The 24,988-nt window shown below is 66.7% G+C and carries 26 protein-coding genes and 2 pseudogenes; 20 read left to right on the top strand and 8 right to left on the bottom strand.

Going from position 1 to position 24,988, the window contains the following annotated elements; genetic code table 11:
- The first annotated feature begins 66 nt into the window (after positions 1-66).
- The 12 genes from nac (at position 67) to QFZ42_RS13665 (ending at position 10,325) form a co-directional block, all read left to right on the top strand.
- A complete protein-coding gene (gene nac / locus QFZ42_RS13720) occupies positions 67-1,005 on the top strand; it encodes a nitrogen assimilation transcriptional regulator NAC (RefSeq protein WP_307701475.1) in 939 nt (312 codons plus the stop codon).
- 160 nt (positions 1,006-1,165) lie between these two features.
- Positions 1,166-1,594, top strand: coding sequence for an acetyl-CoA carboxylase biotin carboxyl carrier protein (locus tag QFZ42_RS13715; protein ID WP_307701474.1), 429 nt, complete (start codon positions 1,166-1,168; stop codon positions 1,592-1,594).
- Between the two features lie 15 nt (positions 1,595-1,609).
- On the top strand, positions 1,610-2,962 hold the full coding sequence (gene accC / locus QFZ42_RS13710; protein WP_307701473.1) for an acetyl-CoA carboxylase biotin carboxylase subunit: 1,353 nt from the start codon (positions 1,610-1,612) through the stop codon (positions 2,960-2,962).
- Entirely contained in the window at positions 2,959-3,633 is a 675-nt protein-coding gene (gene pxpB, locus QFZ42_RS13705) for a 5-oxoprolinase subunit PxpB (RefSeq protein ID WP_307701472.1), read from the top strand. Before accC ends, pxpB begins: the two co-directional genes overlap by 4 nt.
- Entirely contained in the window at positions 3,630-4,625 is a 996-nt protein-coding gene (locus QFZ42_RS13700; RefSeq protein ID WP_307701471.1) for a 5-oxoprolinase subunit C family protein, read from the top strand. The genes pxpB and QFZ42_RS13700 overlap by 4 nt, the downstream gene beginning before the upstream one ends.
- Before the next feature lie 386 nt (positions 4,626-5,011).
- Positions 5,012-5,407, top strand: a complete 396-nt coding sequence (locus QFZ42_RS13695; protein ID WP_307701470.1) for an acetyl-CoA carboxylase biotin carboxyl carrier protein — start codon at positions 5,012-5,014, stop codon at positions 5,405-5,407.
- A 23-nt stretch (positions 5,408-5,430) separates the two neighbouring features.
- A complete protein-coding gene (locus QFZ42_RS13690; RefSeq protein WP_307701469.1) occupies positions 5,431-6,195 on the top strand; it encodes a LamB/YcsF family protein in 765 nt (254 codons plus the stop codon).
- A 166-nt stretch (positions 6,196-6,361) separates the two neighbouring features.
- Positions 6,362-7,114 carry an SDR family oxidoreductase gene (locus QFZ42_RS13685; RefSeq protein WP_307701468.1) on the top strand — a complete coding sequence of 251 codons (753 nt, stop codon included), beginning with the start codon at positions 6,362-6,364 and terminating at the stop codon, positions 7,112-7,114.
- A 41-nt stretch (positions 7,115-7,155) separates the two neighbouring features.
- Positions 7,156-7,857 carry an amino acid ABC transporter permease gene (locus QFZ42_RS13680; RefSeq protein ID WP_307701467.1) on the top strand — a complete coding sequence of 234 codons (702 nt, stop codon included), beginning with the start codon at positions 7,156-7,158 and terminating at the stop codon, positions 7,855-7,857.
- A gap of 6 nt (positions 7,858-7,863) precedes the next feature.
- Positions 7,864-8,622, top strand: coding sequence for an amino acid ABC transporter permease (locus tag QFZ42_RS13675; protein ID WP_307701466.1), 759 nt, complete (start codon positions 7,864-7,866; stop codon positions 8,620-8,622).
- Positions 8,623-8,703: 81 nt separating this feature from the next.
- Positions 8,704-9,438, top strand: coding sequence for an amino acid ABC transporter ATP-binding protein (locus QFZ42_RS13670; protein ID WP_307704236.1), 735 nt, complete (start codon positions 8,704-8,706; stop codon positions 9,436-9,438).
- Between the two features lie 44 nt (positions 9,439-9,482).
- A complete protein-coding gene (locus tag QFZ42_RS13665) occupies positions 9,483-10,325 on the top strand; it encodes an ABC transporter substrate-binding protein (protein WP_307701465.1) in 843 nt (280 codons plus the stop codon).
- A gap of 27 nt (positions 10,326-10,352) precedes the next feature.
- Here QFZ42_RS13665 and norR read toward each other — a convergent pair whose 3' ends face one another.
- Positions 10,353-11,936: a nitric oxide reductase transcriptional regulator NorR gene (norR, locus tag QFZ42_RS13660; RefSeq protein ID WP_307701464.1), complete on the bottom strand. Its 1,584-nt coding sequence runs from the start codon at positions 11,934-11,936 to the stop codon at positions 10,353-10,355.
- Between the two features lie 139 nt (positions 11,937-12,075).
- Between norR and hmpA the strand changes: the two genes are divergently transcribed.
- Positions 12,076-13,260, top strand: coding sequence for an NO-inducible flavohemoprotein (gene hmpA, locus QFZ42_RS13655; RefSeq protein WP_307701463.1), 1,185 nt, complete (start codon positions 12,076-12,078; stop codon positions 13,258-13,260).
- Positions 13,261-13,323: 63 nt separating this feature from the next.
- Here hmpA and QFZ42_RS13650 read toward each other — a convergent pair whose 3' ends face one another.
- The 4 genes and pseudogenes from QFZ42_RS13650 to QFZ42_RS13635 form a co-directional block, all read right to left on the bottom strand.
- Positions 13,324-13,971, bottom strand: coding sequence for an AAA family ATPase (locus tag QFZ42_RS13650; protein ID WP_307701462.1), 648 nt, complete (start codon positions 13,969-13,971; stop codon positions 13,324-13,326).
- On the bottom strand, positions 13,971-14,318 hold the full coding sequence (locus tag QFZ42_RS13645; protein WP_307701461.1) for a type II toxin-antitoxin system prevent-host-death family antitoxin: 348 nt from the start codon (positions 14,316-14,318) through the stop codon (positions 13,971-13,973). The genes QFZ42_RS13650 and QFZ42_RS13645 overlap by 1 nt, the downstream gene beginning before the upstream one ends.
- Before the next feature lie 230 nt (positions 14,319-14,548).
- Positions 14,549-14,956: pseudogene (locus QFZ42_RS13640) on the bottom strand (molybdopterin cofactor-binding domain-containing protein); the annotation flags it as partial.
- A 107-nt stretch (positions 14,957-15,063) separates the two neighbouring features.
- A pseudogene (locus QFZ42_RS13635) lies at positions 15,064-15,979 on the bottom strand (LysR family transcriptional regulator).
- 136 nt (positions 15,980-16,115) lie between these two features.
- Between QFZ42_RS13635 and QFZ42_RS13630 the strand changes: the two are divergent.
- The 7 genes from QFZ42_RS13630 (at position 16,116) to QFZ42_RS13600 (ending at position 21,745) form a co-directional block, all read left to right on the top strand.
- Entirely contained in the window at positions 16,116-16,607 is a 492-nt protein-coding gene (locus QFZ42_RS13630; protein WP_307701460.1) for a (R)-mandelonitrile lyase, read from the top strand.
- A gap of 91 nt (positions 16,608-16,698) precedes the next feature.
- Positions 16,699-17,364 (top strand): carboxymuconolactone decarboxylase family protein, encoded by a 666-nt coding sequence (locus QFZ42_RS13625; protein ID WP_307701459.1) that lies wholly within the window; start codon positions 16,699-16,701, stop codon positions 17,362-17,364.
- A gap of 285 nt (positions 17,365-17,649) precedes the next feature.
- Positions 17,650-17,982, top strand: a complete 333-nt coding sequence (locus QFZ42_RS13620; protein WP_373423334.1) for an NIPSNAP family protein — start codon at positions 17,650-17,652, stop codon at positions 17,980-17,982.
- A gap of 81 nt (positions 17,983-18,063) precedes the next feature.
- Entirely contained in the window at positions 18,064-18,375 is a 312-nt protein-coding gene (locus tag QFZ42_RS13615; RefSeq protein WP_307701458.1) for a hypothetical protein, read from the top strand.
- A gap of 149 nt (positions 18,376-18,524) precedes the next feature.
- Positions 18,525-19,526 (top strand): tRNA dihydrouridine(20/20a) synthase DusA, encoded by a 1,002-nt coding sequence (gene dusA / locus QFZ42_RS13610; RefSeq protein ID WP_307701457.1) that lies wholly within the window; start codon positions 18,525-18,527, stop codon positions 19,524-19,526.
- A gap of 244 nt (positions 19,527-19,770) precedes the next feature.
- Positions 19,771-20,403: a DUF6806 family protein gene (locus QFZ42_RS13605; RefSeq protein WP_307701456.1), complete on the top strand. Its 633-nt coding sequence runs from the start codon at positions 19,771-19,773 to the stop codon at positions 20,401-20,403.
- Positions 20,404-20,443: 40 nt separating this feature from the next.
- The gene (locus tag QFZ42_RS13600) at positions 20,444-21,745 is read left to right on the top strand and encodes an MFS transporter (protein ID WP_307704234.1); all 1,302 of its coding nucleotides are present in this window, start codon (positions 20,444-20,446) and stop codon (positions 21,743-21,745) included.
- A 15-nt stretch (positions 21,746-21,760) separates the two neighbouring features.
- On the opposite strand, the gene QFZ42_RS13595 is transcribed toward QFZ42_RS13600, so the two are convergent.
- From QFZ42_RS13595 to QFZ42_RS13585, 3 genes are read right to left on the bottom strand one after another with little or no spacing between them, the layout of a single operon-like run.
- A complete protein-coding gene (locus tag QFZ42_RS13595; RefSeq protein WP_307701455.1) occupies positions 21,761-22,540 on the bottom strand; it encodes a hypothetical protein in 780 nt (259 codons plus the stop codon).
- A gap of 11 nt (positions 22,541-22,551) precedes the next feature.
- On the bottom strand, positions 22,552-23,364 hold the full coding sequence (gene murI / locus QFZ42_RS13590) for a glutamate racemase (protein ID WP_307701454.1): 813 nt from the start codon (positions 23,362-23,364) through the stop codon (positions 22,552-22,554).
- Positions 23,361-24,914 carry a fumarate hydratase gene (locus tag QFZ42_RS13585; protein WP_307701453.1) on the bottom strand — a complete coding sequence of 518 codons (1,554 nt, stop codon included), beginning with the start codon at positions 24,912-24,914 and terminating at the stop codon, positions 23,361-23,363. The genes murI and QFZ42_RS13585 overlap by 4 nt, the downstream gene beginning before the upstream one ends.
- Positions 24,915-24,988: the final 74 nt, after the last annotated feature.

Genomic DNA, 24,988 nt, shown 5'->3' with positions numbered 1-24,988 from the left:
ATGGTGAGCGCCTATACCTGCCGCACAGGCGCAGTGCTAGGCTCGGCTTTTGCTTGGGGACACGGCGTGAACCTGCGACGCCTCAAATATTTCGTGAAGATCGTGGACATCGGCAGCCTGACGCAGGCGGCCGAGGTTCTTTTCATCGCCCAGCCCGCGCTGAGCCAGCAACTGGCCACGCTCGAAGGCGAGGTGCGCCAGCAGTTGCTCGTGCGCACCAAGCGCGGCGTGACGCCCACCGAGGCCGGCAAGGTGCTGTACCGGCATGCGCAGATCATCCTGCGCCAGTGCGAGCAGGCGCGCGTCGATATGGAAGCGGCCGGCGAAGGGCTCTCGGGCCAGGTGTCGGTGGGGCTTGCGCCCGGCACGGCGGCCTCGGCGCTCTCGTTGCCGCTCTTGCGCACCGTGCGTGCGCGCCACCCCGGCATCCTGCTCTACCTGAACGAGAACTACGGCACCACGCTGAGCGAGCTCATCATGAACGGGCGCATGGACCTCGCTGTGCTCTACGGCGACAAGGCGATCCACGGCCTGAGCTTCCTGTCGCTGCTCAAGGAACCGCTGTTCCTGGTCGGGCCGGCAGCGATGCCGGCGCCGGCGCAGCCGGTGAAGCTGGCCGACCTGCGCGACATCGAACTCTTTTTGCCGCGCCCCTACAACGTGGTGCGCAAGCTGGTCGACGCGGCCTTCGTGCGTGCGGGCATGGCGCCGCGCGTGGTGGCCGAGATCGAATCGGCCTTCACGCTGACGGCGGCCATCGCCGACGGGCTGGGCGCTACCATCCTGCCGGCGTCGATGGCGCGCGAAGTGGTGGCGGCCTGCGGGGCCTGGCAGTTCCAGATCGTCGATCCCGTCATCGAGGCGCCGCTGGCACTGTGCCAGTCGGACCACCTGCCGCTTTCGGAGCCGGCGCAGGCGGTGAAAAGCATCCTGCTCGAGCTGGTGGTCGATCTCGCCACAACCTTCGCGGCCACGCCCGAACCCGATCTCGCCGCGCTGTCTTAAACGTGGTGTCGTACGTGGTGTCATAAGCCGGCCTTATCCCGGCACAGCCATTCCGTCTTGGGCTTTGTGTGCGCGGCCCGTTACCTTTCATGCCTGCCGTCACGCGTTCGCGGAATGCGTCGGCCACCAAGGATGTTCTGTCGCCACAGACAGGCCCGGCATGAAGCAGGAACAGATCAAGACGCTCATCGACGCACTCGCGGCCTCGGACCTTGCGGAGCTGGAGTACAGCGAAGACGGCAGCAGGTTGCGGCTGGTGAAGCAATCGGCGTTGACGTCTGGGCCAGCGGTGCGAAGCCCGGCGGTCGTGCGAAGGGCGCGCGCCGCGGTGTCTGCGGAACCGACGCCGGCGGCTGCAGCCGAATGCCTCGCGCCACTCTATGGCGTGGTGCACTTGCAGCCGACGCCCGGCGAGCCGCCGTTCGTGCAGCCGGGGCAGGCCGTGGAGGCCGGCCAGATGCTGTGCGTGATCGAGGCCATGAAGATGTTCAACGAAATTCGCGCCGACGCAGACGCCACCGTTCAGGCCGTGCTGGTGCGTTCGGGCCAGGAAGTGGACGCAGGGCAGCCCCTGTTCCGCTTCGGTTGAGGAAGGCCGCGCGATATGTTCGATACCGTCCTCATTGCCAACCGCGGTGAAATCGCTTTGCGCATCCTGCGCGCCTGCCGCGGCCTGGGCCTCAGGACCGTGGTCGCGCACTCCGAGGCAGACCGCGAGGCGAGCTACGTCGCACAGGCCGACCAGGCGCTGTGCATCGGGCCCTCAGCGCCGGGGCAGAGCTACCTGAACCAGTCCGCGATCCTGTTCGCGGCCGAAGTCAGCGGCGCGCAGGCCATCCATCCGGGCTACGGCTTCCTGTCGGAGAACGCGGCCTTTGCCGCGCGCGTCGAAGAGGCGGGGCTCGTCTTCATCGGCCCCAGCGCCGCCTGCATCCGTACCATGGGCGACAAGGTCTCGGCCAAGCGCGCGATGCGCAAAGCCGGCGTGCCCTGCGTGCCGGGGCCTGACGAGGCGCTGCCGCAAGACCCGGCGGCCGTCCAGGCCATTGCGCGCGACATCGGCTACCCGGTCATCGTCAAGGCCGCGGGCGGTGGCGGTGGGCGCGGCATGCGCGTGGTGCTGGGCGAAGCGGCGCTGCTCGATGCAATGGCGCTCACGCGCGAGGAAGCGCGCCAGGCCTTCGGCAACCCCGAGGTCTACATCGAGAAATTCTTGCTGCACCCGCGCCATGTCGAGATCCAGGTGCTGGCCGACAGCCACGGCAGCGCCGTGTGGCTTGGCAGCCGCGACTGTTCGCTGCAGCGCCGCCATCAGAAGGTGATCGAGGAGGCACCGGCGCCCGGCATCGACGACGCACTGATGGCCGAGGTGGGCGAGCGTTGCGCGGCCGCCTGCCGGCAGATCGGCTACTGCGGCGTGGGCACCTTCGAGTTTCTCTACGAGAAGGGCGCCTTCTATTTCATCGAGATGAACACCCGCCTTCAGGTCGAGCATCCGGTGACCGAGATGACCGCGGGCATCGACATCGTGCAGCAGCAGCTGCGCATGGCGCGCGGCGAGCGACTTTCGCTGGTGCAGCGCGAGGTGCGATGCCAGGGCCATGCGATCGAGTGCCGCATCAACGCCGAGAACCCCAACACCTTCGCGCCTTCGCCCGGGCGCATCACCGGCTGGCAGGTGCCGGGCGGTTTCGGAGTGCGCGTCGATTCGCATGCCAACGCCGGCTACCGCGTGCCGCCGTACTACGACTCGATGATCGCCAAGCTGATCGTGCACGGCGCCACTCGCACCGATGCGCTGGCCCGCATGCGCCTCGCGCTCGCGGAGATGCGCATCGACGGCATCGTGACCAACGTGCCCCTGCACCGCGAACTGCTGCGCGACGAGGGTTTTGCCGTCGGCGGCGTGGACATCCATCACCTCGAACGCTGGCTGCAGCAAAGGAGCGCGGCGTGATCGCAATTGCACAAGAGCCATCGATCAGTCTGCTGGGCACGACCGCGCTGATCTTCGAAGCGCCCGGGGAGATGAACCTCAGCTCGCAGCAGCGCATCTGGGCGCTGGCGCACGAAACCCAGGCCTGGCCAGAGATTCGCGAAGCTGTGCCGGGCATGAACAACCTGATGCTGACCTTCCTGCGCTCGCCGCGCGGCCATGCTGCGCTCGAGGCCCTGGAGGCGCGCCTGTGCGATGCATGGGACGCGGCCGTCGCGCTGCCGCGGGACGGCCGCGTGGTCGAGCTGCCCGTGGTCTACGGCGGCGAGGGCGGCCCGCACATGGCCGACGTGGTGGCGCACACGGGCCTCAGCGTCGAGCGGATCGTCGAACTGCATAGCGCGCCGCTCTATCCGGTGTATGCGCTCGGCAGCCACCCGGGCTACTGCTATCTGGGCGGCATGGACGCGCGCATCGCCACGCCGCGCCGCAAGGTGCCGGTGCTGAGCATCCCGGGCGGTGCGGTGTCGATCGGCGGTGCGCAGACCGGCGTCTCGGCCTCGGCCGGGCCCAGCGGCTGGAACACCATCGGCAGCACCTCGATGTGCTTCTTCGACCCGGCGAAGGACCCGCCCGCGGCGCTGCAGCCGGGCGACATGATCCGTTTCCGCGTAGAGGGCATCGTCCGATGATCGAAGTGCTTTCATCTGCCGCGCTCGCCACCGTGCAGGACCTGGGGCGCACCGGCAGCCTGCGCTGGGGCGTCGGCACTTCGGGCGCCATGGACAACCTGTCGCTCGCGGCCGGCAACCTGCTGCTGGGCAATGCGGTCGACGCGGCTGCCATCGAAGTCCCGGTGTTTCCGTTCAAGGTGCGGTTCGGCGAGGACTGCGCTTTCGCATTGACCGGGGCCGATTGCGCGGCGCGGCTGGACGACCAGCCGCTGCTGCCCTGGTGGGTGCACCGGGCGCGGACCGGGCAGGTGCTGGCGCTGGGCCTGCCGCAAGGCGGCGCGCAGCGCGGCAGCCGTGCCATGCTGTGCCTGGCGGGCGGGGTCGACGTGCCCGAAGTGCTGGGTTCGCGCAGCACGCAGTTGCGCGGCGCCTTCGGTGGCCATGAAGGGCGGGCGCTGCGCCGGGGCGATGTCTTGCGCGCGGCAGGCGCAGGCGCGGCATGCAAGACCGGCTTCGGCCTGGTGCCGCCCGCGCTCGCATTGCCGTTGGAGCGCGATGGCGTGGCCGCTGTACGCGTCCTGCCCGCAGCCGAGTACATGGCTTTCGAGCCGGCGTCGCGTGACGCTTTCTGGGCCGGTGAATGGAAGATCACCTCCCAGAGCGACCGCTACGGCTACCGGCTGGAGGGCGAAGCGCTGCGCCCCATCGCGCCGATGGAACTGCGCTCGCACGGCATCGTGCCCGGCGTGATCCAGGTGCCGCACAGCGGGCAGCCCATCATCCAGATGCGAGACGCCCAGCCCTCGGGCGGCTACCCCAAGTTCGGCACCGTGATCGAGGCCGACATGTGGCGTCTCGGCCAGGCGCCGATCGGCAGCCGCATGCGCTTCATCGAAACCACCTGGGACGAAGCGCTGGCCGCGCTCGATGAAGTGCGCGCCTGGCTGGACAAGGTGGCGCGCATGGTGGAACTGCACCGCGGTGCGCCTGTGCCTGTGGGAAGGCACTGAGATGGAACCTCTCTTTTCAATTCTTCTTCTTGTGTGTGAAGTGGGCGGTTCAGGGCGCCATTCAGGGCGCACTCCCGCCGACGGGGTACCTTGCTCCGCGAATGTCCCCCGGCCTGCGGCCTCCTCCTTGATTTCGCTGCGCAAGGCACCCCATCGGCCGGAGCGTTGCAAACAGCGGTCGTTGATCGGCGGTGCACCGAGAGCGTGCCCTAGTGCACAGGGCATCGGGTGCTCCCCGCAGCGAAATCAAGGAGGAGGCGAAGCCGGGGGACATTCGCGGAGGGGAGTACCCGGTGGCCTGTGCACGCGCCCTGAACAGCAGCGCCCTGAACAGCAGCGCCCCGAACAAAAGCGCCCCGAACAAAAGCACCCCGGGAAGAACTGACATGCAGGACACCGCACTGCGCACCCCGCAACTGGCCGCCTGGCTGGCCGGCACCGACATCGGCCTGCTCGAACTGCGCACGCCGCAGGGCACGCTGCGCCTCGGCCGGCAGGGCGACGAAATCATCGAACTGCCGGATGAAGAAGCCGAGCCCGAACGCCTGACAATCCACGCCCCTTCGGTCGGCCTGTTCCTGCACAGCCATCCGCTAGCCGCCGCGCCCCTTGCGCGCACCGGTGAACGCGTGGAAACCGGGCAAACCGTGGGCCTGATGAAGATCGGCCCGCTGCTGCTGCCCGTGACCGCGCCGCAGGCCGGCATCGTCGACCGCATCCACGCAGCCGACGGCCTTGCGGTCGGCTACGGTATGCCGCTGTTCGACCTGCAAGCCCTCTGACGAACGAGCAAGAAGGACACCCCATGGACATCGACCTGAACGCGGACCTCGGCGAAGGCTTCGGCCCCTGGCACATGGGCGAGGACGAGGCGCTGCTGGACATCGTCTCTTCGGCCAACGTGGCCTGCGGTTTTCATGCGGGCGACCCGGTCATCATGGACCGCACCGTGCGCATGGCGCTCGCGCGCGGCGTCGATGTCGGGGCGCACGTGGGCTTTCCCGACCTGCTCGGGTTCGGCCGCCGGCCGATGCAGATCGAGCCGAAGGAACTCGTCGCCTACGTGCTCTACCAGCTGAGCGCGCTCGACGGTATGGCGCGCACCGCCGGCCACCGCATGACGCACATGAGCTTTCACGGCGCGCTCGGCAACATGGCCGCGGCCGATGCGGCGCTCGCCGAGCCGCTGGTGCGCGCCGTGGCCGACTTCGATCCCTCGCTCACCATCAGTTCTTCCACCAGCCGCGCCATCGAGGATGCGGCCGCGCGCTGCGGCCTGCGCGTGCGCACCACCTTCCTGGCCGACCGCGCCTGCGACGACGACGGCCTGCTGGTGCCGCGCAAACTGCCCGACTCGGTGATCCACGACCAGGGCGCGGTGCTCGCGCGCGTGCGCCAGCTGCTGGAGGAAGGCACCGTCACCAGCTACAGCGGAAAAAAGATCACGATGCGCGCACATTCCATCCTGTTGCATGGCGACACGCCCGGTGCGGTGGACCTGGCCCGCGCGGTGCGTGGCGTGGTCGAGCAGGCGGGACGCGTGATGCCCATTTCGAGGCAGCCGGACTAGCAGGTCCGGAGCCCGGACATGGTGCTTACCCTAGGTCATGCGCACGAACAAGGGGCAACATAAGGGCGGCTTATCGCTCCACAGCCAATCCGTCTTGGCGCCGCGCAGAAGCGCTCGATACAGTGAATCAAAGCAGTGATCTGCAGTTTCCAACGAAAGAAGCAAGATGCCGTTCTCCGACTACAAGACCGCGCTGGTGACGGGCGCCTCCTCGGGCATCGGCGCCGCGGTCGTCGAGCGCCTGTGCAAGGAAGGCCTCACGGTCCATGCACTGGCGCGCAGCGGCGACAAGCTCGCCGAATTGGCCGCGCGCACCGGCTGCATTCCGCACGCCATCGACGTGAGCGACCTCGCCGGCATTACGCGCCTCACGCAGGAGGTGGCGTTCGACGTGCTGGTCAACAACGCCGGCGTGGACCGCCCCGGTTCCATCCTGAAGGCCGACGCCGAGGGCATCGACCTGCTGGTCGACGTGAACCTGCGCGCCGTGCTGCACCTGTGCCGTCTCGTGGTGCCCGGCATGGCCGCGCGCGACCGCGGCCACGTGGTCAACATCAGCTCCATTGCCGCGGCCTACAACTTCGGCGGCAACAGCACCTACCACGCGACCAAGGCGGCCGTGAGCATGCTGTCGCGCCAGCTGCGCATCGACGTGTTCGGCAAGCGCGTGCGCGTGACCGAGATCTGCCCGGGGCGCGTGGCCACCGACATCTTCGCGCACGTGCACGGCGATTCCGAGGAGACACGCAAGCGCTTCGTCGAAGGCTACGAGCTGCCGCAGGCCGAGGACATCGCCAACGCGATCGCCTTCGCCATCGCGGCGCCCATTGCGGTCAACGTGGGCCACATGGAAATCACGCCCACGCTGCAGGTGCCAGGCGGGCTCTCGACCGCGCGGCCGGAAGCGCCGCAGGCCTGAGCGGTGCCACGCTGCCGCACGCCGCCTCAAAGGAACAGCGCATGAAGGACTTCGATCTGCTGGCGATCCTGCTGAAACCGGAGTTCGGGGCGATGCTCTGGCACGGCCTGCAGCAAACGCTGAAGATCGCGGCCGGTTCATGGCTGCTGGCCATGGCCATGGCGGTCGTGCTGCTCGTCGTGCGCCTCACCCCGAGCCGGCTGGCCGAGCGCGTGGTGGCCGGCTATGTCTCCTACCACCGCAACGTGCCGACGCTGGTGCAGCTCATGCTCTGGTACTTCGGCATCTTCAGCCTGCTGCCCGATGCGCTGCAGGGTTGGCTCTCGGTGCACAACGCCGAGACCATTCTCTCGATCGTCGCGCTCGGGCTCTGCCAGGCCGCCTACTTCAGCGAGGACATGCGTTCGGGCCTGCGCTCGATCCCGGGCGGGCAGGCCGAGGCCGCGCGCGCCCTGGGCCACGGCTACATCGGCTCGATGCGCCATGTGATGCTGCCGCAGGCCATCCGCAATGCGGTGCCGGCGCTGGTCAACCACAGCGTGTCGCTGTTCAAGAACAGCAGCCTGGCGATGGCCATCGGCGTGGCCGAGCTGACCCACGCGGTGAAGGAAATCGAAAGCCAGAGTTTTCGCACTTTCGAGGCCTACAGCATGGCGACGGCGCTGTACCTCGTGTGCTCGCTGCTCATCATGGCCGTAGGCGGCTGGCTGGCGCGGCGCTACCGCATCGTGGGCGCGAGGTAACACGCCATGTTCAGCGTCCTTGAAATCCTTCGCGACAACTGGCTGCTGCTGCTCGTCGGCCAGTACCCCAGCGGCCCGCTCGGCGGCATCGTCGCCACGCTGATCCTCTCGATGCTGGGCATCGTGCTGGCGTTTCCGCTCTCGGTGCTGCTGGCGCTTGCGCGGCTGTCGCCCTGGCGCGTCTTGCGCTGGCCGGCCACGGTACTGGTCTATGTGGTGCGCGGCGTGCCGCTGCTGATGGTGATTCTGTGGGTCTACTTCCTGGTGCCGATCCTGATCGGGCGGGACGTGTCTGGTTTCACCACCATGCTGTGCACGTTGGTGATCTACGAGGGCGCCTACCTGTCGGAGGTGGTGCGCGCCGGCATCCAGGCGCTGCCCAAGGGCCAGACCGAGGCGGCGCGCGCGCTCGGCCACAGCCATCTCGGCACGATGTGGTTCGTGATCCTGCCGCAGGCGCTCTACAACATGCTGCCGAGCATGCTGAGCCAGTTCATCTCCACCATCAAGGAGACCACGCTGGGCTACGTCATCAACGTGCAGGAACTGACCTTCGCGGCCAACCAGATCAACAACCAGCTGCTGACCAAACCGTTCCAGGTGTTCTTCATCCTCGCGATGACGTACTACGTGGTCTGCTTCAGCCTGACCCAGCTCACGCAATGGCTGGAGCGGCGCATCGCCCACAAGCGGCTCGGTGCGACTTCCGCGAAGACATCCGAAGACGGTGCGCCGCTGCCGGCGCCGGTGGCGGCGAACCCGTGAGGCCGCGCACGACGGCCATCGGCAACAAGACCAGGAGACAGCGCCATGAACCCCGTTCCACACCCCAGAGGGGATGACACCATGATCCTGTTCTCCAACATCAACAAGTGGTACGGCGACTACCAGGCGCTGGCCGGCATCGACGCCGAGGTGAAGAAGGGCGAGGTGGTGGTGGTCTGCGGGCCTTCGGGCTCCGGCAAGTCCACGCTGATCCGCACCGTCAACCGCCTGGAAGAAGTGAAGTCGGGGCAGCTGCTGTTCGATGGCCACGACATTCACGCGCCCATGAGCAGCGCGGCACTCAACAAGCTGCGCAGCCGCATCGGCTTCGTGTTCCAGAGCTTCAACCTGTTTCCGCATCTCTCGGTGCTCGAGAACATCATGCTGTCGCCCATGCGCGTGCTGGGCGTGAGGCGCGGCGAGGCGAAAACCAGGGCGGCTCAGCTGCTCGAGCGCGTGGGCCTCTCGAACAAGGCCGGTGCCTACCCGGCGCAGCTTTCGGGCGGCCAGCAACAGCGCGTGGCCATTGCCCGCGCGTTGGCGATGGAGCCGCCGGCGATGCTGTTCGACGAACCCACCAGCGCGCTTGATCCCGAGATGGTGGGCGAGGTGCTGTCGGTGATGCGCAGCCTGGCCAACGACGGCATGACCATGATGTGCGTCACGCACGAGATGAACTTCGCCCGCGAGGTGGCCGACCGCGTCTGGTTCATGGACGCGGGCCGCATTCTCGAGAAGGCCGACCCCGAGAGCTTTTTCAGCCATCCGCAGCATCCGCGCGCGCAGCGCTTTCTGTCGGACCTGCGCGCGCATTGAATCGTCGTTTTCTTATTCTTCTTCGCATCCTCCAGGAGTTCATCATGTCGAACAGAACCGCTTTCCGTCTCACCGCCATCGGCGCCTGCCTTTGCGCTCTGTCCTTGCTGGCGCATGCCGACCAGTGGAGCGAGATCAGCCAGCGCAAGGAGTTGCGCTGCGGCACCTTTGCCGACGTGCCGCCGTTCGCGGCCCCCGATCCGAAGACGCGCGAAATGGTGGGCCACGACGTCGACCTGTGTCATGCGCTCGCCAAGGAACTCGGCTTGACGGCCAAGGTCACGCCGCTGTCGGTGGAGGCGCGTGTGCCCGAGGTCAAGCTCGGCCGCGTCGACGTGACCATTGCCAACCTGGCCTACACCAAGAGCCGCGGCGAGCAGATCCAGTTCAGCGACCCGTACTACGTGGCCAAGGAAATGCTCGCGGTGAAAGCCTCCGACCCAGGCTCGGCCAAAGCCGATTTCAAGGGCAAGCGCCTGAGCTCCACCAAGGGTTCGACCTCGGAGCTGTCGATCAAGATGAACGGCTCCGAGCCGGTGACCTTCCAGGACACGGGTTCGGCCTTCATGGCGGTGCAGCAGAACAAGTCGGTCGGCATGGTCGCGAACACCATGACCATCACCAAGCTGGTCAACCAGTCGAAGACCGAGGGCGTGGCGCTGAAGATGATCAACGAGCCGATGGTGCTGCAGCCCATCGGCATCGGCATGAAGAAGGACGAGCCGGCGCTGCTGTCCAAGGTGAACACCGCGCTCTACGCGCTGGAGAAGTCGGGCGAGCTCGACAAGCTCTGGGCGAAGTGGCTCGGGCCGAACACCGAGTACAAGATGGCGCGCGAAGAAAAAGTCATGCCGCTGGCCGACCTCAAGTTCGAACTCCTGCCCTGACTACGGGGCTTTGAACCGCTCGGCAGTTCAGGGCGTGTTGTCAGGCCGTGCCACCCCGAGTTTGCGCAGCGTCCGGTGGAAGTTGCTGCGGTCGATGCCGGCCTCGCGCGCTGCGTTGGCCATGTGCCCGCGATGCCGCGCCAGGGCGTCGGCAAGCCATGCCCGCTGGAACGCCTCGGTGGCTTCGCGCAGCGTGCCGCCGCCGCCGGCTGCAAGGTTCGCGTGCGCGCCCGCTGTGGCCGGCGCAGGCGGCACCGGCGGCTGTGGCGCAGGGCTGCCCGCGGCTGCCGCATCCAGCGCCAGATGATGCGGTTCGATGGCCGTCCACCGCGCACCGCGGCGCTGCTCGCCGAAGGCCCGGAGCGAGGCGCGACTGATCACATGCTCGAGTTCGCGCACGTTGCCTGGCCAGCGGTGCGCGAGGAGGGCGGCCTTGGCGGCCGGTGAAAGCCGCAGGTTGCGCGCGCCCAGGCGATGCTGGTTTTCTTCGAGAAAGCCGCCGGCCAGGCTCACCACGTCGCGTCCGCGCTCGCGCAGCGGCGGCACGACCAGCGGATACACCGAGAGCCGGTGGTAGAGATCGGCGCGGAAGCGGCCCTGTGCAATGGCGGCGGGCAGGTCGCGGTTGGTGGCCGCGATCACGCGGACGTCGACCTTGAGCGTGCGGTCGCTGCCGGGCCGCTGCACTTCACCGCTCTGCAGCACGCGCAAGAGCTTGGCCTGCACCGTCAGCGGCAATTCGCCGACCTCGTCGAGAAAGAGCGTGCCGCCGTCGGCGATCTCGAACTTGCCGCTCCGGTCCTGCACCGCGCCGGTGAACGCGCCGCGCTTGTGGCCGAAGAGTTCGCTGTCGGCCAGCGTCTCGGGCAACGCCGCGCAGTTCACCTGCACCAGCGGCTGGTCGGACCGCCGCGAACGCGCATGCAGCCGCTGCGCCACCAGGTCCTTGCCGACACCGGTCTCGCCGAGCACCAGCACCGTGAGGTCGGACATCGCGACCGTGTCGATCTCGCTGTACAGCTGCTTCATGGCGGGGCTGCTGCCCAGCAATTCACGCGGGGCACCGCGACCGGACCGCAGGGCCTGCGCGACAGCCTGCTCGCGCATGGCGCGTGCTTCCATTTCCTGGATCGTGTGGGCGGCCTCGATACCGGTCTCGACCAGTGCAATCAGCGCATCGAGCTGCGCCGGGCTCACGGCCTCGAACGCGCCGGGCTCGAGCGCGTCCAGCGTCAGCAGGCCCCACGTGGCGCCGCGCAGGCGCAGCGGCGCGCCCATGCAGTCGTGCACCGGCAGGATGCCAGGCTGGCCCGCGACGAGGCCGTCATAGGGATCCGGCAAGCCGCAGTCGTGGGCGAAGCGCAGGCCGCGCCCGCTTTCGAGCAGGCGCGCGAAGCGCGGGTGCGAGGCCACCGGAAACTGCCGCCCCAGGGTCTCGTCGCTCAGGCCGTCCACGGCCAGCGGCCGCAGCACATCGCCGTCGAGCCGCAGCAGCGCGGCGGCGTCGCATCGCACGAGGCCACGCGCCGCGGCAAGGAGCGCCCGGTAGCGCTGCGCCTCGGTGGCCGCATTCGCTTCTCTTGTGGTCAGGTTGACACTCGATGTGGTCATAACTACAACATTAATCTTGTTGTGAATTTGACCACGCGTCGAAAATCCCCAGTGGCGGCAGGCACTTGGCGCACGCCGCGGGCTGGCACGGATCGTGAGAAGCAAAGAGCTTCTTCACTGCCGATCCTGAAAGCCACAGATGACCCCGCAAACCATCGCCATCATCAAAGCCACCGTTCCCGCGCTCCAGGCGCACGGGGAGGCCATCACCAGCCACTTCTACCGGATCATGTTCGAGAGTCATCCCGAGGTGAAGGCGTTCTTCAACGAGGCGCACCAGGCCGCGGGCAGCCAGGCGCGCGCACTCGCGGGCGCGGTGCTGGCCTATGCCACGCACATCGACCGCCTGGAAGAGATTGCCGGCGCGCTGCCGCGCATCATCCAGAAGCACGCCGCGCTGGGCGTGCTGCCCGAGCACTACCCGATCGTCGGCGGCTGCCTGCTGCAGGCCATCAAGGACGTGCTCGGCGACGCCGCGACCGACGAGATCATCGCGGCCTGGGGCGAAGCCTACCAATCGCTGGCGGCTCTCCTGATCGCTGCCGAGGAAGAGGTCTACCGCGCCAACGCCGCACAAACGGGCGGCTGGCGCGGCGAGCGCGAGTTCCGCGTCGCGCGGCGCGAGCAGGAAAGCGAAGTCATCACCTCCTTCTACCTGGAGCCCACCGACGGCGGCCCGCTCCTCACGTTCTCGCCGGGCCAGTACCTCACGCTGGTGTTGAACATCGACGGCGAACCGCTGCGGCGCAACTACTCGCTGTCCGATGCGCCGGGCAAGCCGTGGTACCGCATCAGCGTCAAGCAGGAGGAGGGCGGCCGGGCCTCGAACTGGCTGCACGAGACGGCAAAGCCCGGCACCCTGCTGCGCGTGCAGGCACCTTGCGGCGACTTCGTGCTGCAGCCCGCGGGCGAGCGTTCGCGCCCGCTGGTGCTGGTCACGGGCGGCGTGGGCATCACGCCGGCCATGAGCATGCTCGAGTCGGTGGCACACACTGGCCGCCCGGTGCATTTCATTCATGCCGCGCGGCACGGCGGCGCCCACGCGTTCCGCGCGCGCGTCGACGAGTTGGCGGCGCAGCATGCCAATGTGAAGCCGCTCTATGTCTACGACACGCCGCGCGAATCCGATCCACCGCACGCGACCGGCTTTGTCACCCGCGAACTGCTGGCGCAGCAGCTGCCGCCCGACCGCGACGTCGATCTCTACTTCCTCGGCCCGAAGCCTTTCATGAAGGCGGTGTATGCGAGCGGCCTTGCGCTGGGCGTGCCGAAGCAGCAGCTGCGCTATGAGTTCTTCGGGCCACTCGAGGCACTCGAGGCATAAGGCGGGCAAGCTCCCGGGGAGGTGGCGAGGTGGCGAGGTGGCGACGTAGCCCCGCGGCGCTTGTCAGCCCAGCAACTCGATGGCCGCCTGAACGATGGGCCGGGCCCAGGGCGGCGTTGCCGCGAGCGCGGCCAGGTCGTCGGGCTGCGGAAAAATGGGCTCGCCCGCGCTGAGCTCGAGCACCAGGATCGGGTCTGCGATGCCTTTTCCGGGCAGCGCTTCCGCGCTGTTGTCGAAGACCTGCAGCCTTGTCAGCTTCGGCAGCAGCTGGATGAGGTTGGCGCGCGACGCGATCCAGCGCTCGCGGATCTTGGCTTCGGGAATGTCGTGGCCGCCGCGTGCCACTCTCGCTCGGACACGGGCAATGTGCTGCTCGGGCGAAGAAAGTCCGCAGTAGATCATGACCAAGTCGTGACTCGAGGCGCTACGGGCGAGCAGCGCGGGGATGGTGTTCGCGCCCAGCGTGGTTTCGAATGCGTAGCTGGAACCTTGCGCTATTGCCGCCTCCAGCCGCTCGCGGCCGAAATTCCATGCACGGGCGTTCGCTTCTTCAGGCGTCAGCCCGAGTTGTGCGATGAGCTCCCGGGCGAAGGTGTCCGGGTTGAACCAGCTCAGCCCGTGCTCGGCCAGCAAGGCGCCACCGACCGAGCTCTTGCCGGCGCCGTTCACTCCGGCCAGCACCAGGATGAACGGACGCGGGGTCACCGCCATCAGAATGTGTCGCCTGCCTTGGGACGTTGCTCCAGCTTGCCCTTGGCTGCGAACAGCTTGCCGACCTTCGCCGCCGCGTCGGGCTGCTGAAGCACGCCGAGCCGCGCGTCGAAGCGGCGGCCGAGTTCGTCGAGCACCGACTGCTCACGCGCCTTGAGCGCCTGCGCGTCCTCCACCAACTGGTTGTAGGTGGCTGCGGTCAGGAGCACCATCTCCACGGTCGAGTGGTTGGTCACGGCCACGCTGCCGGACTGCTGGACCTGGCGCACCACGTCGCCCCATCGGTTCTTGACATGGGAGGCGTTCTGACGCGGTAGATCGTTGAGGCTGGGCAGGACGGCGGCCATGATGTGCTCCTTTGTGTCCATTATGGCAAAAATGGGAAAAATAGGAAAAATGCGGTTCAAGTGGCTGCGAGTGACATACCGGGAAACCCGGAGAAGGTGTCGTCGCCGACGACGCGGCCAACGGGCGTTTGCGTCGCATCCCAATGAAGCGCCTAAGTCGACTGTTCCTCCCGTTCATGGCGAGAGAAATTGTCGACCGGTGCAATCCTGAGGGGGTCGCGCCTCGTCGGTCAATTGAGGTACCTGTCGGCTGCCGTCGTCTCAGGCTTGGCGATGGCCGCCGGGATGCCGACCATGCCCAGTTCGCCCATGCCCTTGACTTCCAGCGGGTTGACGATGGTGTCGTCTTCCTCGACGAAGACGGTCTCGATCGAATGGATGTCGGCATTCACCGGCACGCGGTAGTCCTGCAGGCTTGCGTTCATGATGCGGCCGGTCCGGTGATCGACTTCCGTTGCTTCCTCCAGCGCCATGCCGATGCCCCATACCACCCCGCCGATCTCCTGGCTATGCGAAGCGAGTGGATTGAGAATCTTGCCGCAGGCGGTGATCTCGACCACCCGGCTCACGCGGATCGTGCCCAGATTGGGATCGACCTTCACCTCGACGAACTGAGCGCCGTGAGCCAGCGAGGTGTATTTCGCGCGCTCGGGCGAAGGCGTGGCGTTGTAATGCGGTGTATCACGCCACCGGCAAGCGCATCCGCGACCTGCCGATCACACCGGAAAAGCTCCTGTGACCGCAGTCACCCCGCCCGCCTGGGCGGCGGCATCCGGTATCTCAGGGCTTCGATGACGAGGGCGAGCGCCGGCGAAAGCTGGCGACGATTGGCGTAGTAGAGGTGGTAGCCCGGGAAGGTCGGCCACCAGTCCTGCAGAACCGGAATCAGCCACCCCTCCTTGATGTGCAGTTCCACGATGTCGAAAGGCACGTAGGCGAAGCCCATGCCGTCCAGTGCCGCGCGCAGCATCAGGAAGGTGTTGTTGAACACCGTCTGGCCTTGAACCCGCACGCTGACCTGTTTTTTTTCCTTTCTCGAAATCCCACGCGTACAGACCGCCGTGCGTGGGGAGCCGCAAGTTCACACAGCGATGCGCCGTCAGGTCCGCGGGTTTCATCGGCACGGGCTTGCCCGCGAGGTATTCCGGAGAAGCCGCGACCGCCATCCTCAATGCCGGTGCAATCGGCACCGCCACCATGTCCTTGTCGACGCGGTCGCCCACCCGCACACCGGCATCGAACCTTTCGGCTGCGATGTCGGTGAACCCGTAGTCGACGCTGAACTCCACCTCGATGTCCGGATACTGCTTCAGCAGGGGCATGAGCCTGGGCCACAGCACCGTGGCAATCGCGTGGTCGTGCGTGGTGATGCGAACCGTGCCGGCCGGTTTGTCGCGCATCGCAGTGAGGGATTCGAGTTCCCGCTCGATGTCCTGCAATCGGGGGGCCAGCGTGTTGAGGAGCCGGGCACCTGCGTCCGTGACCGAGACGCTGCGTGTGGTGCGGGTCAGCAGGCGCACGCCCAGGCGGGCCTCCAGCGCCAGCATCGAGTGGCTGAGCGCCGAGCGCGACACGCCCATCTGGGCTGCGGCACGGGTGAAGCTGCGTTCGCGCGCAACGACGACGAACGCTTGCAGGTCATTCAGGTTTTCTTTTGCCATTGGTGAGCCATGTTCACATATGCATCCCGATTTTGCCTCCTTGTCGACGGGCTGCGATGTTCATAAAGTTCATGAACGCCCGTCGCTTCGACAGCGCCGGCGCAGTTCTTTCCATCAACCAGGAGTTGAATCCACCATGTGCATCCGACCCTTGAAAGCCGCGCTCTACCTTGCGGCCCTGAACTCCATCGGTGCAGGCGCGGAACCCGCGCCGGCCGCGGGGGCGCCCCAGCAGATCGCAAGGGCCGGCAGCCAACCCTCCGCGGTCGGTCCTGCCGAATATTTCACCGGGCGCGTCCGTGTCGATCCGGTCTGGCCCGCCACGGAAACCCTCAATGCCTCCGGTGGCCTCGTGACCTTCGAGCCCGGCGCCCGCTCCGCCTGGCACACGCACCCGGCGGGACAACGCCTGGTGGTCCAGTCGGGTGTCGGCCTGACCCAAGAATGGGGCAAGCCCGTGCAGGAAATCCGGCCCGGCGATGTCGTCTGGTGCCCTCCGGGCGTCAAGCACTGGCACGGCGCCGCTCCCTTCACGGCACTGGTCCACCTGGCCGTCACCGGCACCGTGGACGGAAAGAACGTCGAGTGGATGGAGAAGGTTACCGATGAGCAATACAACCAACGCTAGGCATTGCAGCAAGGCCGGCGTGCTGGCCTTGGCCCTATGCCTCGCAGCGGCGCCGTGCCATGCCGACACCGGCTCCCAGGAGTCCACGAACATGAACGCTACGCGCACCGCATCCGAGACGCTTTCGCTGCGTCAGCAATCCATCATCCCCATTGCAGCGTTCGCAGCGGCCGGCGACATCGCCCGTCTGAACGCCGCGCTCGAACAGGGGCTCGATGCCGGCCTGACGATCAACGACTCGAAAGAGATCCTGGTGCAGGTGTATGCCTATGCCGGATTCCCGCGCAGCCTCAATGCGCTGGGCGAACTGATGAAGGTCGTGGAGGCCCGCAAGCAGCGTGGTGTCCAGGACAAGCAGGGGCAACTGCCCTCGCGCCCCATCCCGAAGGGCGATGCACTGCTGGCGGCCGGGACGGCAAACCAGACGAAGCTCGTGGGGCAGCCGGTCAAGGGTGCATTGTTCGATTTCGCGCCGGTCATCGACGAATATCTGAAGACGCACCTCTTCGGCGACCTGTTCGAGCGAGACAATTTCGACTGGCCGAGCCGCGAGTTGGCGACGGTCGGCATGCTGTCGGCGCTTCCGGGCGCTGAGTCCCAACTCCAATCCCACATGGGCGTCAGCATGAACGTGGGCATCACCGCGACCCAGTTGAACCAGCTGACCAGGGTCCTTGCAGACCGCGTAGACGCGGGTGCGGCACGCAGGGCTCGTGAAGCGCTGGATCGCCAGCTTGCAACACGCCGGGGAAGTTGAATCGGGTCGGGACGCAATGCGGTGCAAGGGGCCCAACTGCTGTGCTGGCGGCGAAGCGCAATGGCGGATTGATTTGCTCTTGGGCTTTGTTCAACGCCTGCAGCTGAGCCTGTTCGTTCGTGCGAGTATCTTTGCAAGCGCAAGGAAGCATGTCGCTCACAATGCGCCAGCCAATGACCGCTTCAGAGCGCCGCGTAAAGACTGCAGTGGGCCCACCGCGGTTTTATGCGAGCCTGGCGGTCACGCCCGCCACCCCTTCAACTCGCAACGATCTTTTCAGGACAGATGTCGATGATCTACGAACTACGCATCTATACCGCAATGCCTGGCCGGCTACCCGATGTTCTTGCCAGATTTCGCGATCACACCGTGGGCATCTGGAACCGGCTGGGAATTCGTCAACTCGGATATTGGACGACTGCAGTCGGACCTGACAGCAACGCGCTGACCTACATGCTTGTCTGGGAGAGCCTGGCCGATCGTGAGGCCAAGTGGGGCAAGTTTGTCGTCGATCCCGAATGGATCGAGGTCAGAAAGGCGAGCGAGGCAGCCGGACCGATCGTTGCGAAGATGAACAACTCGTTCTTGGCGCCAACCTCTTTCTCGCCTGCGAAATAGTCTTTTCCGCGGCGGACGACACCGTTGGCTGCGACGCGGTATCGATGCCCGCAGATCTTTCCGGTCACGCACGATCACGGTATGAGCCCTGGCATCGATGTCCTCCCGCCGGATGCGGCAGATCTCGGCGGCCGCCGCATGAGAAACTACCAGCTTGATGTAGCCGATGTCCATGCTGATGGTGGCGGGACCGGCGCCTTCCTTGGCGCGGTCCTTGCCAAATTGGATGAGCCGTTCGCGCGGGAGGTCCTTCAGCTTCGGCTTGCCCAACTTCGTGTTCAGCGCAACGAGGGTGAAGGCCTTGGAGCGCCCAGGCGCGCGCAGCACTTCCCTCATGTCGGTGACATGCAAATCGATCAGGTCGCCGAAGGTGGTCGGGTCCTTGACCTTTGAGCGGGTGGCGGGCTCGCCCGGATCGATACGGCGCTCGGTCGCGAGAGCCCATTCCTGAGCGTCCCTGTGCCGGCGCCGACAGGGCGAAATGGGGCGTATTCGGGCGTTTTGGAGTGCACACGAGCGTGCACACGCGAGGGTCTAAGTGTATGAGTGATAAAGCTAAGCTGTTGAATTTAAAAGAGAAAATCATCTCCGTCGCGCCCATGATGGACTGGACGGACCGCCATTGCCGGTACTTCCATCGCCTGCTGTCGCGCCACGCGCTGCTCTATACCGAGATGGTGACGACGGGCGCGCTGGTGCATGGCGACGTTCCCCGGCACCTTCGCTTCAACGCCGAAGAACACCCCGTGGCCTTGCAGCTGGGCGGCAGCGAGCCGGCCGACCTGGCGCATTGCGCGAAGCTGGGCGAAGCGTGGGGCTATGACGAGATCAATCTCAATTGCGGCTGCCCCAGCGAGCGCGTGCAGCGCGGCGCTTTCGGCGCCTGCCTGATGGCCGAGCCGGCGCTGGTGGCCGACTGCGTGAAAGCGATGGTCGACGCAACGAGCGTGCCGGTGACGGTCAAGCACCGCATCGGCATCGACAAGATCGAGAGCTACGAGTTCGTGCGCGATTTTGTCGGCGCGGTGAGCGAGGCCGGCTGCGGCACTTTCATCGTCCATGCCCGCAATGCGTGGCTGCAGGGCCTGAGCCCGAAGCAGAACCGGGAGATTCCGCCGCTGCGCTACGAACTCGTGCACCGGCTCAAGCACGACTTTCCGGCGCTGTGCTTCTCGATCAACGGGGGCATTTCGGTCAATGCGCAGGTGCACGAGCATCTGCGGCTGCTCGACGGGGTGATGGTCGGGCGCGAGGCCTATCACAACCCCTGGTGGCTGGCCGAGTGGGACGCCGAGTTCTACGGCGCCGCGCCGCAGCCGCTGACGCGCGAAGAGGTGGAATCGCTGATGTGCGACTACATGGTTCGCGAGGCGGCGGCGCACGGCACGCAATGGTCGTCGATTGCGCGGCACATGCTGGGCTTGCGCAACGGCCTGCCGGGTGCGCGCCGCTGGCGCCAGGTGTGGAGCGACCACCGGCTCAAGACCCGCTCGCCGCACGAAGTGATGGCGCTGGCGCACGAGCCCGTGGCGCAGGCTGCCTAGAAAGCGACATGGCCCCCTTGCAGGGCAGGAGCCAACCCAAAGGGAGCCGGGTCGATTTGCATCAAACACCCGGGTATCATCAAGACGGGGTGTCCCTATGAAAACCTGTCGCAGAGGGCTCTATACAGGCCCGGAGGGTCTCGGTGCAGCACCGATTCTTCGGCTTAAAATTTGCCGCTTCCTTCATCGGGGCAGACGGGCTCGACCCCGTTCCGGGCACCACACTTAGACAAGGGAGCACTCAATGCCTCGTTACAACGCTCCATTTGAAATTCATGTGCACGGCGACGTGCCGCTGCGGTCCGACGTCAATTTCGATCAGATCCAGGAAGCACTCAAGCCGCTCTGGGCCTATGCGGGCGCCAAATCGCTGGCCGATGGCGCCACGAGCACCTACGAGGAAGAGCCCGGCATCCGTTTCGAGCAGAAGGACCACGTGCTCCAGATGTGCTGGACCGTGCCGGGCGACGAAGACTTTCGCCAGGCGCTCGACGAGATGTGCATGGCGCTGAACGAACTGTCGGAGCGCGGTGCCGCCATCGAGGTCACCTTCTACGACACCGACTTCGACGAGGAAGAGGGCGACCCCGACGAAGAATCGCGCGACGATTTCCTGATGCTGTTCGTGGGCCCCAATCCGGCCGCGATCATGCAGGTGCAGCGCGACCTGCTGGTGGAAGACGTCGTCAACCTGATGGAGCGCCACTTCGACGGCGCCGAGCTCGGTGGCGTCGTGTCGGAAATCGACCGCCTTTTCAGCGACCGCTTCGATGCGCTCGTGAATTCGCTCGAAATCGGCAAGCGGCCGCGTGGCACAGGCGGCAGCGGCAGTGGCGGCGGGCATGGCGGCGGCCGCCGTCCGCGCCACCTGCATTGAGGCCGTTCGGGGAACGCCCGGCGCCTTGACCGATCGCCGAATGGCGCTGTTTCCGTCCTCCGCCCTGAACCCCGGCGTGCGCAAGCGCGAGGTGTTCGGCTGGGCGATGTACGACTTTGCGAATTCAGGCTACACGACGGTCGTGATCACGGCCGTGTTTGCCGCTTACTTCGTGGGCGGCATCGCCAAGGGAGCGCCTTGGGCGGCCTTCGCATGGACCGCGGCACTCAGCGTCTCCTATGCCATCGTCATGCTCTCGATGCCCGCCGTGGGGGCCTGGGCCGACCGGCATGCAGCCAAGAAGCGCGTGCTTGCGATCGCGACGCTGGGCTGCGTGGTCGCCACTGCCGCGCTGGCAGTCACGCCAAGATTCTCGGGTTCGACAGGGGTCGCCTTGGCCATGGCGCTGGTGATCGTCTCGAACACTTTCTATTCGTACGGCGAATCGTTGACGGGCGCGTTTCTGCCGGAGCTCGCAACCGCCGAGGGAATGGGCAAGGTCAGCGGGTGGGGCTGGAGTTTCGGCTATATCGGCGGCATGCTCGCACTCGGCGTGTGCTTGGCCTACGTGCTGTCGGCGCAGGCAAAGGGGTTGCCGGCGTCGCACTTCGTACCTGTCACGATGCTGATCACGGCGGGCATCTACGGTGCGGCGGCTTGTGCCACCTTCGCATTGCTCCCCGAGCGTGCGCGGCCCCAAACGGCCCGCCAGGCGACGGGCACGTGGCAACAATTGCGTGCCACCTTCCGGCAGGCGCGTACCTACCGCGATTTCATGCAACTGCTGATCTGCACCGTCTTCTACCAGGGCGGCGTGGCGGTCGCCATCACGCTCGCGGCCATCTACGCCGAACAGGTCATCGGCTTCGTCGCGAGCGAAACCATGGTGCTGATCTTCGTGCTCAACCTGGCGGCCGCGATCGGGGCGTTCAGCTTCGGCTACGTGCAAGACCGCATCGGGCACAAGATCTCGCTGGCCGGCACGCTGGTGGCGTGGATTGCGGTCTGTGTGATTGCGGCGCTGGCGACCAGCAAGGGCGCTTTCTGGTGGGCCGCCGCCATCGCGGGGCTCGCCATGGGATCGAGCCAGTCGGCGGGCCGGGCGATGACGGGCTACCTGGCTCCGCCGCAGCAGCTGGCGGAATTCTTCGGCCTTTGGACCTTTGCCACGCGCCTGGCGAGCATCATCGGTCCGCTGATGTTCGGTGCCATCACGTGGGCGGCGGGCGGCAATCAGCGCATCGCCATTCTTTCGACAGCGGGGTTGTTCGTGGCGGGACTGCTGCTGTTGCTGCCCATCGACATGGCGCGCGGCCGGGCGGCCGCGCAGCGCAGCCGATAAGCCGCGGGCGGCGAATCAAGGCGTCTGCTGCTGCAGAGACTTCGGCACCCTGTAGCGTTCCCCGTCGTAGCGCAGCGTCACGGTGTTGAACCGCGCGGGCAGGGCCTTTTCCATGCAGCCCTGGTCTTCCTGCACCTGCGCGTGGCTCTGGACGAGCGTGCGCGAGAGTTGAAGGTCGGCAAAGCCGTTGCTGGCCGACTTGCCGACCGACACCATGGTGCGCAGTTTCTCGAAGCGGCCGGTGCAGGTGCTGTCCCACTCGCCGCTCTCGCGGTCGAGCTCGACCTCCTGCAGCACCTGGCGCAGCTTGCTGCCGTGGTGCACGTAGAGGCGAACGGTTTCGCTCGCGGCCGAGCTGCCGGGCGCCGTGCCCCGGTAGCGCACGCGCAGCCCGAAGGCACGGGTGTCGGAAGACAGCACATAGCGCGAGGTGTCGATGCGTATGTCCTGAATGGCGGTCGCGCTGTCTTCGTCGAGCGCGTCGGGCTGGAAGATGCGGCCGATCACCATGTCCCGCTCGGTGTTGCCGTTGTCGGGCCGCTGGATGAGCAGCAGTTCGAGATCGAACACCTTGGCGCCCGTGCTGCTGGTCTCGCGCGGCACGGGCAGCACCACGATGCTGCGCCCCGGAAAGGCGGGCCAGGGCTTGCATGCAGCCAGGCGCTCGTCGAGCGGGCGGTTCGGATACAGCTTGGCATGCATGCGCTCGGCCAGTCCGCTCTCGCAGGCGGCATGACTCAGGCCGGCGGCCGAGAGGCACGCCAGGAGCAAGGCATTACGTAATTGGGAGCGCATGCGGGTCGGCTTCAGGCCACGTTTGCGGCAGTTGCTGTTGTACCGTTTTGCCGGGGCTGTGGCAGCCAATGCGCGGCTGCAGCCTCGAGCACGGCAAGCTCGCCGCTGCCTTGCAGCAGCAGCCCCCCGTCGCCGCTGTCCGCAAGCCGGTCGAGCGAAGCCAGCACGCGACGGGTCTGCTGCGCAACCGCCGCGCCGGTGTCGATGAAGCGCAGCCCGGGTGGCGCGTGCCGCTGCAGTTCGTTTTTGACGAGCGGGTAGTGCGTGCAGCCGAGCACCACGGTGTCGACCTCGCCGGAAGCGTTGCCGAAGGGGCCGGCTTCCGCCATGTAGCGTGCGCAGAGCGCCGCGATGGCCTCGGTGTCGAAACCTTCGATGGCCTTCACGAGCCCATCGCAGGGCACGGCGCGAACGCTGGCAGGCCCCGCGAAGGAGTCGCGCAGGGCGGCGTACTTGGCGCTGGCCAGCGTTCCGCGCGTGGCCATCACCGAGATGTGGCCGGTGCGGCTCGCCGCCACGGCGGGCTTGAGCGCGGGCTCCAGGCCCACGATGGGCAACACCGGATGTTCGGCACGCAGCATGTGGATGGCCGCCGTCGTGGCCGTGTTGCAGGCCACCACCAGCGCCTTGATGCCGTGCTCGGCGACGAGCTGTCCGGTCACCTTGCGCGAGCGCTCGATCACATAGGCATCGCCGCGCTCGCCATAGGGCGCAAAAGCCGTATCGGCGAAATAGACGAAGCGTTCGCGCGGCAGCTCGGCGCGCAGCGCGGCGAGCACGCTGAGCCCGCCGACACCGCTGTCGAAAACACCAATAGGGCTCAAGCCTCTTCCATCATGATGGTCTTGAACTCGCCGCTGGCGATGCGCTTCTGCCACTCGGCCGGGCCGGTGATGTGCGCGCTGGTGCCGCCGGCATCGACCGCCACCGTCACGGGCATGTCGACCACGTCGAATTCGTAAATGGCTTCCATGCCCAGGTCTTCGAATCCGACGACCTTCGCGGTCTTGATGGCCTTGCTCACGAGGTAGGCGGCGCCGCCCACGGCCATGAGATAGGCGCTCTTGTGCTTCTTGATGGCCTCGATGGCGACCGGACCGCGCTCGGCCTTGCCGATCATCGCGATCAGGCCGGTCTGGGCCAGCATCATCTCGGTGAAGCCGTCCATGCGCGTGGCGGTGGTCGGGCCGGCGGGGCCCACGGCTTCGTCGCCGACCGGATCGACCGGTCCGACGTAGTAGATGACACGGTTGGTGAAATCCACGGGCAGCTTCTCGCCCTTGGCCAGCATGTCCTGGATGCGCTTGTGCGCGGCGTCGCGGCCGGTGAGCATCTTGCCGTTCAGCAGCAGCGTGTCGCCGGGCTTCCAGCTCGCCACTTCGGCGGGCGTGAGCTTGTCGAGATCGACGCGCTTGCTCTTCTTCTCGTCGGGCGCCCAGTTGACGTTGGGCCACAGGTCGAGCGAGGGCGGGTCGAGGTACACCGCGCCGCTGCCGTCCATCACGAAATGCGCATGGCGGGTGGCCGCGCAGTTGGGGATCATCGCGACGGGTTTGCTCGCCGCATGCGTCGGGTACATCTTGATCTTGATGTCCAGCACGGTGGCCAGGCCGCCCAGGCCCTGCGCGCCGATGCCGAGCGCATTGACCTTCTCGTACAGCTCGATGCGCAAGGCTTCGACCTTGCTGAGCTCCGCGCCCGAGGCCTTCTTGGCCTGCAGCTCGTGCATGTCCAGGTCGTCCATCAGGCTTTCCTTGGCCATCAGCGCGGCCTTCTCGGCCGTGCCGCCGATGCCGATGCCCAGCATGCCGGGCGGGCACCAGCCGGCGCCCATGGTCGGCACCGTCTTGAGCACCCAGTCGACCACGCTGTCGCCGGGGTTCAGCATCACGAGCTTGCTCTTGTTTTCGCTGCCGCCGCCCTTGGCCGCGACCGTCACTTCGACGGTATTGCCCGGCACGATCTCGGTGAAGATCACCGCGGGCGTGTTGTCCTTGGTGTTCTTGCGGTCGAACTGCGGATCGGCCACGACCGAGGCGCGCAGCGTGTTGTCGGGGTGGTTGTAGCCGCGGCGCACGCCTTCGTTGACGGCGTCGTCCAGGCTGCCGGTGAAGCCGCCCCAGCGCACGTCCATGCCCACCTTGAGGAACACGTTGACGATGCCGGTGTCCTGGCAGATCGGGCGGTGGCCCGTGGCGCTCATCTTGCTGTTCGTCAGGATCTGCGCAATGGCGTCCTTGGCGGCGGGACTCTGCTCGCGCTCGTAGGCACGGGCCAGGTGGGCGATGTAGTCGGCGGGATGGTAGTAGCTGATGTACTGCAGCGCGGCGCTGATCGATTCGATCAGGTCGGCCTGCTGGATCGTGGTCGTCATGGTGGGGGCTCTTTGGAGGAATGGGGAACGCCCCCGATTATCTCAGCCGCCACGCTCTGCCTCGCAGCGCGAGC

This window comes from Variovorax paradoxus (genome assembly GCF_030815855.1).
Classification (GTDB): Bacteria; Pseudomonadota; Gammaproteobacteria; order Burkholderiales; family Burkholderiaceae_C; genus Variovorax; species Variovorax paradoxus_M.
This window is presented reverse-complemented; position numbering and strand designations above follow the sequence as displayed.

Excerpts from the sequence above, each read along its gene's own strand:
- accC (WP_307701473.1), top strand. The coding sequence starts at position 1,610 with ATGTTCGATACCGTCCTCATTGCCAACCGCGGTGAAATCGCTTTGCGC.
- QFZ42_RS13715 (WP_307701474.1), top strand. The coding sequence starts at position 1,166 with ATGAAGCAGGAACAGATCAAGACGCTCATCGACGCACTCGCGGCCTCG.
- QFZ42_RS13695 (WP_307701470.1), top strand. The coding sequence starts at position 5,012 with ATGCAGGACACCGCACTGCGCACCCCGCAACTGGCCGCCTGGCTGGCC.
- QFZ42_RS13620 (WP_373423334.1), top strand. The coding sequence starts at position 17,650 with ATGTCGATGATCTACGAACTACGCATCTATACCGCAATGCCTGGCCGG.
- QFZ42_RS13665 (WP_307701465.1), top strand. The coding sequence starts at position 9,483 with ATGTCGAACAGAACCGCTTTCCGTCTCACCGCCATCGGCGCCTGCCTT.
- norR (WP_307701464.1), bottom strand. The coding sequence starts at position 11,936 with ATGACCACATCGAGTGTCAACCTGACCACAAGAGAAGCGAATGCGGCC.
- QFZ42_RS13595 (WP_307701455.1), bottom strand. The coding sequence starts at position 22,540 with ATGCGCTCCCAATTACGTAATGCCTTGCTCCTGGCGTGCCTCTCGGCC.
- QFZ42_RS13645 (WP_307701461.1), bottom strand. The coding sequence starts at position 14,318 with ATGGCCGCCGTCCTGCCCAGCCTCAACGATCTACCGCGTCAGAACGCC.
- QFZ42_RS13585 (WP_307701453.1), bottom strand. The coding sequence starts at position 24,914 with ATGACGACCACGATCCAGCAGGCCGACCTGATCGAATCGATCAGCGCC.
- QFZ42_RS13650 (WP_307701462.1), bottom strand. The coding sequence starts at position 13,971 with ATGGCGGTGACCCCGCGTCCGTTCATCCTGGTGCTGGCCGGAGTGAAC.
- hmpA (WP_307701463.1), top strand. The coding sequence starts at position 12,076 with ATGACCCCGCAAACCATCGCCATCATCAAAGCCACCGTTCCCGCGCTC.
- dusA (WP_307701457.1), top strand. The coding sequence starts at position 18,525 with ATGAGTGATAAAGCTAAGCTGTTGAATTTAAAAGAGAAAATCATCTCC.
- QFZ42_RS13700 (WP_307701471.1), top strand. The coding sequence starts at position 3,630 with ATGATCGAAGTGCTTTCATCTGCCGCGCTCGCCACCGTGCAGGACCTG.
- QFZ42_RS13680 (WP_307701467.1), top strand. The coding sequence starts at position 7,156 with ATGAAGGACTTCGATCTGCTGGCGATCCTGCTGAAACCGGAGTTCGGG.
- QFZ42_RS13605 (WP_307701456.1), top strand. The coding sequence starts at position 19,771 with ATGCCTCGTTACAACGCTCCATTTGAAATTCATGTGCACGGCGACGTG.
- QFZ42_RS13690 (WP_307701469.1), top strand. The coding sequence starts at position 5,431 with ATGGACATCGACCTGAACGCGGACCTCGGCGAAGGCTTCGGCCCCTGG.
- QFZ42_RS13600 (WP_307704234.1), top strand. The coding sequence starts at position 20,444 with ATGGCGCTGTTTCCGTCCTCCGCCCTGAACCCCGGCGTGCGCAAGCGC.
- QFZ42_RS13675 (WP_307701466.1), top strand. The coding sequence starts at position 7,864 with ATGTTCAGCGTCCTTGAAATCCTTCGCGACAACTGGCTGCTGCTGCTC.
- QFZ42_RS13685 (WP_307701468.1), top strand. The coding sequence starts at position 6,362 with ATGCCGTTCTCCGACTACAAGACCGCGCTGGTGACGGGCGCCTCCTCG.
- QFZ42_RS13615 (WP_307701458.1), top strand. The coding sequence starts at position 18,064 with ATGAGCCCTGGCATCGATGTCCTCCCGCCGGATGCGGCAGATCTCGGC.
- QFZ42_RS13630 (WP_307701460.1), top strand. The coding sequence starts at position 16,116 with ATGTGCATCCGACCCTTGAAAGCCGCGCTCTACCTTGCGGCCCTGAAC.
- QFZ42_RS13625 (WP_307701459.1), top strand. The coding sequence starts at position 16,699 with ATGAACGCTACGCGCACCGCATCCGAGACGCTTTCGCTGCGTCAGCAA.
- QFZ42_RS13670 (WP_307704236.1), top strand. The coding sequence starts at position 8,704 with ATGATCCTGTTCTCCAACATCAACAAGTGGTACGGCGACTACCAGGCG.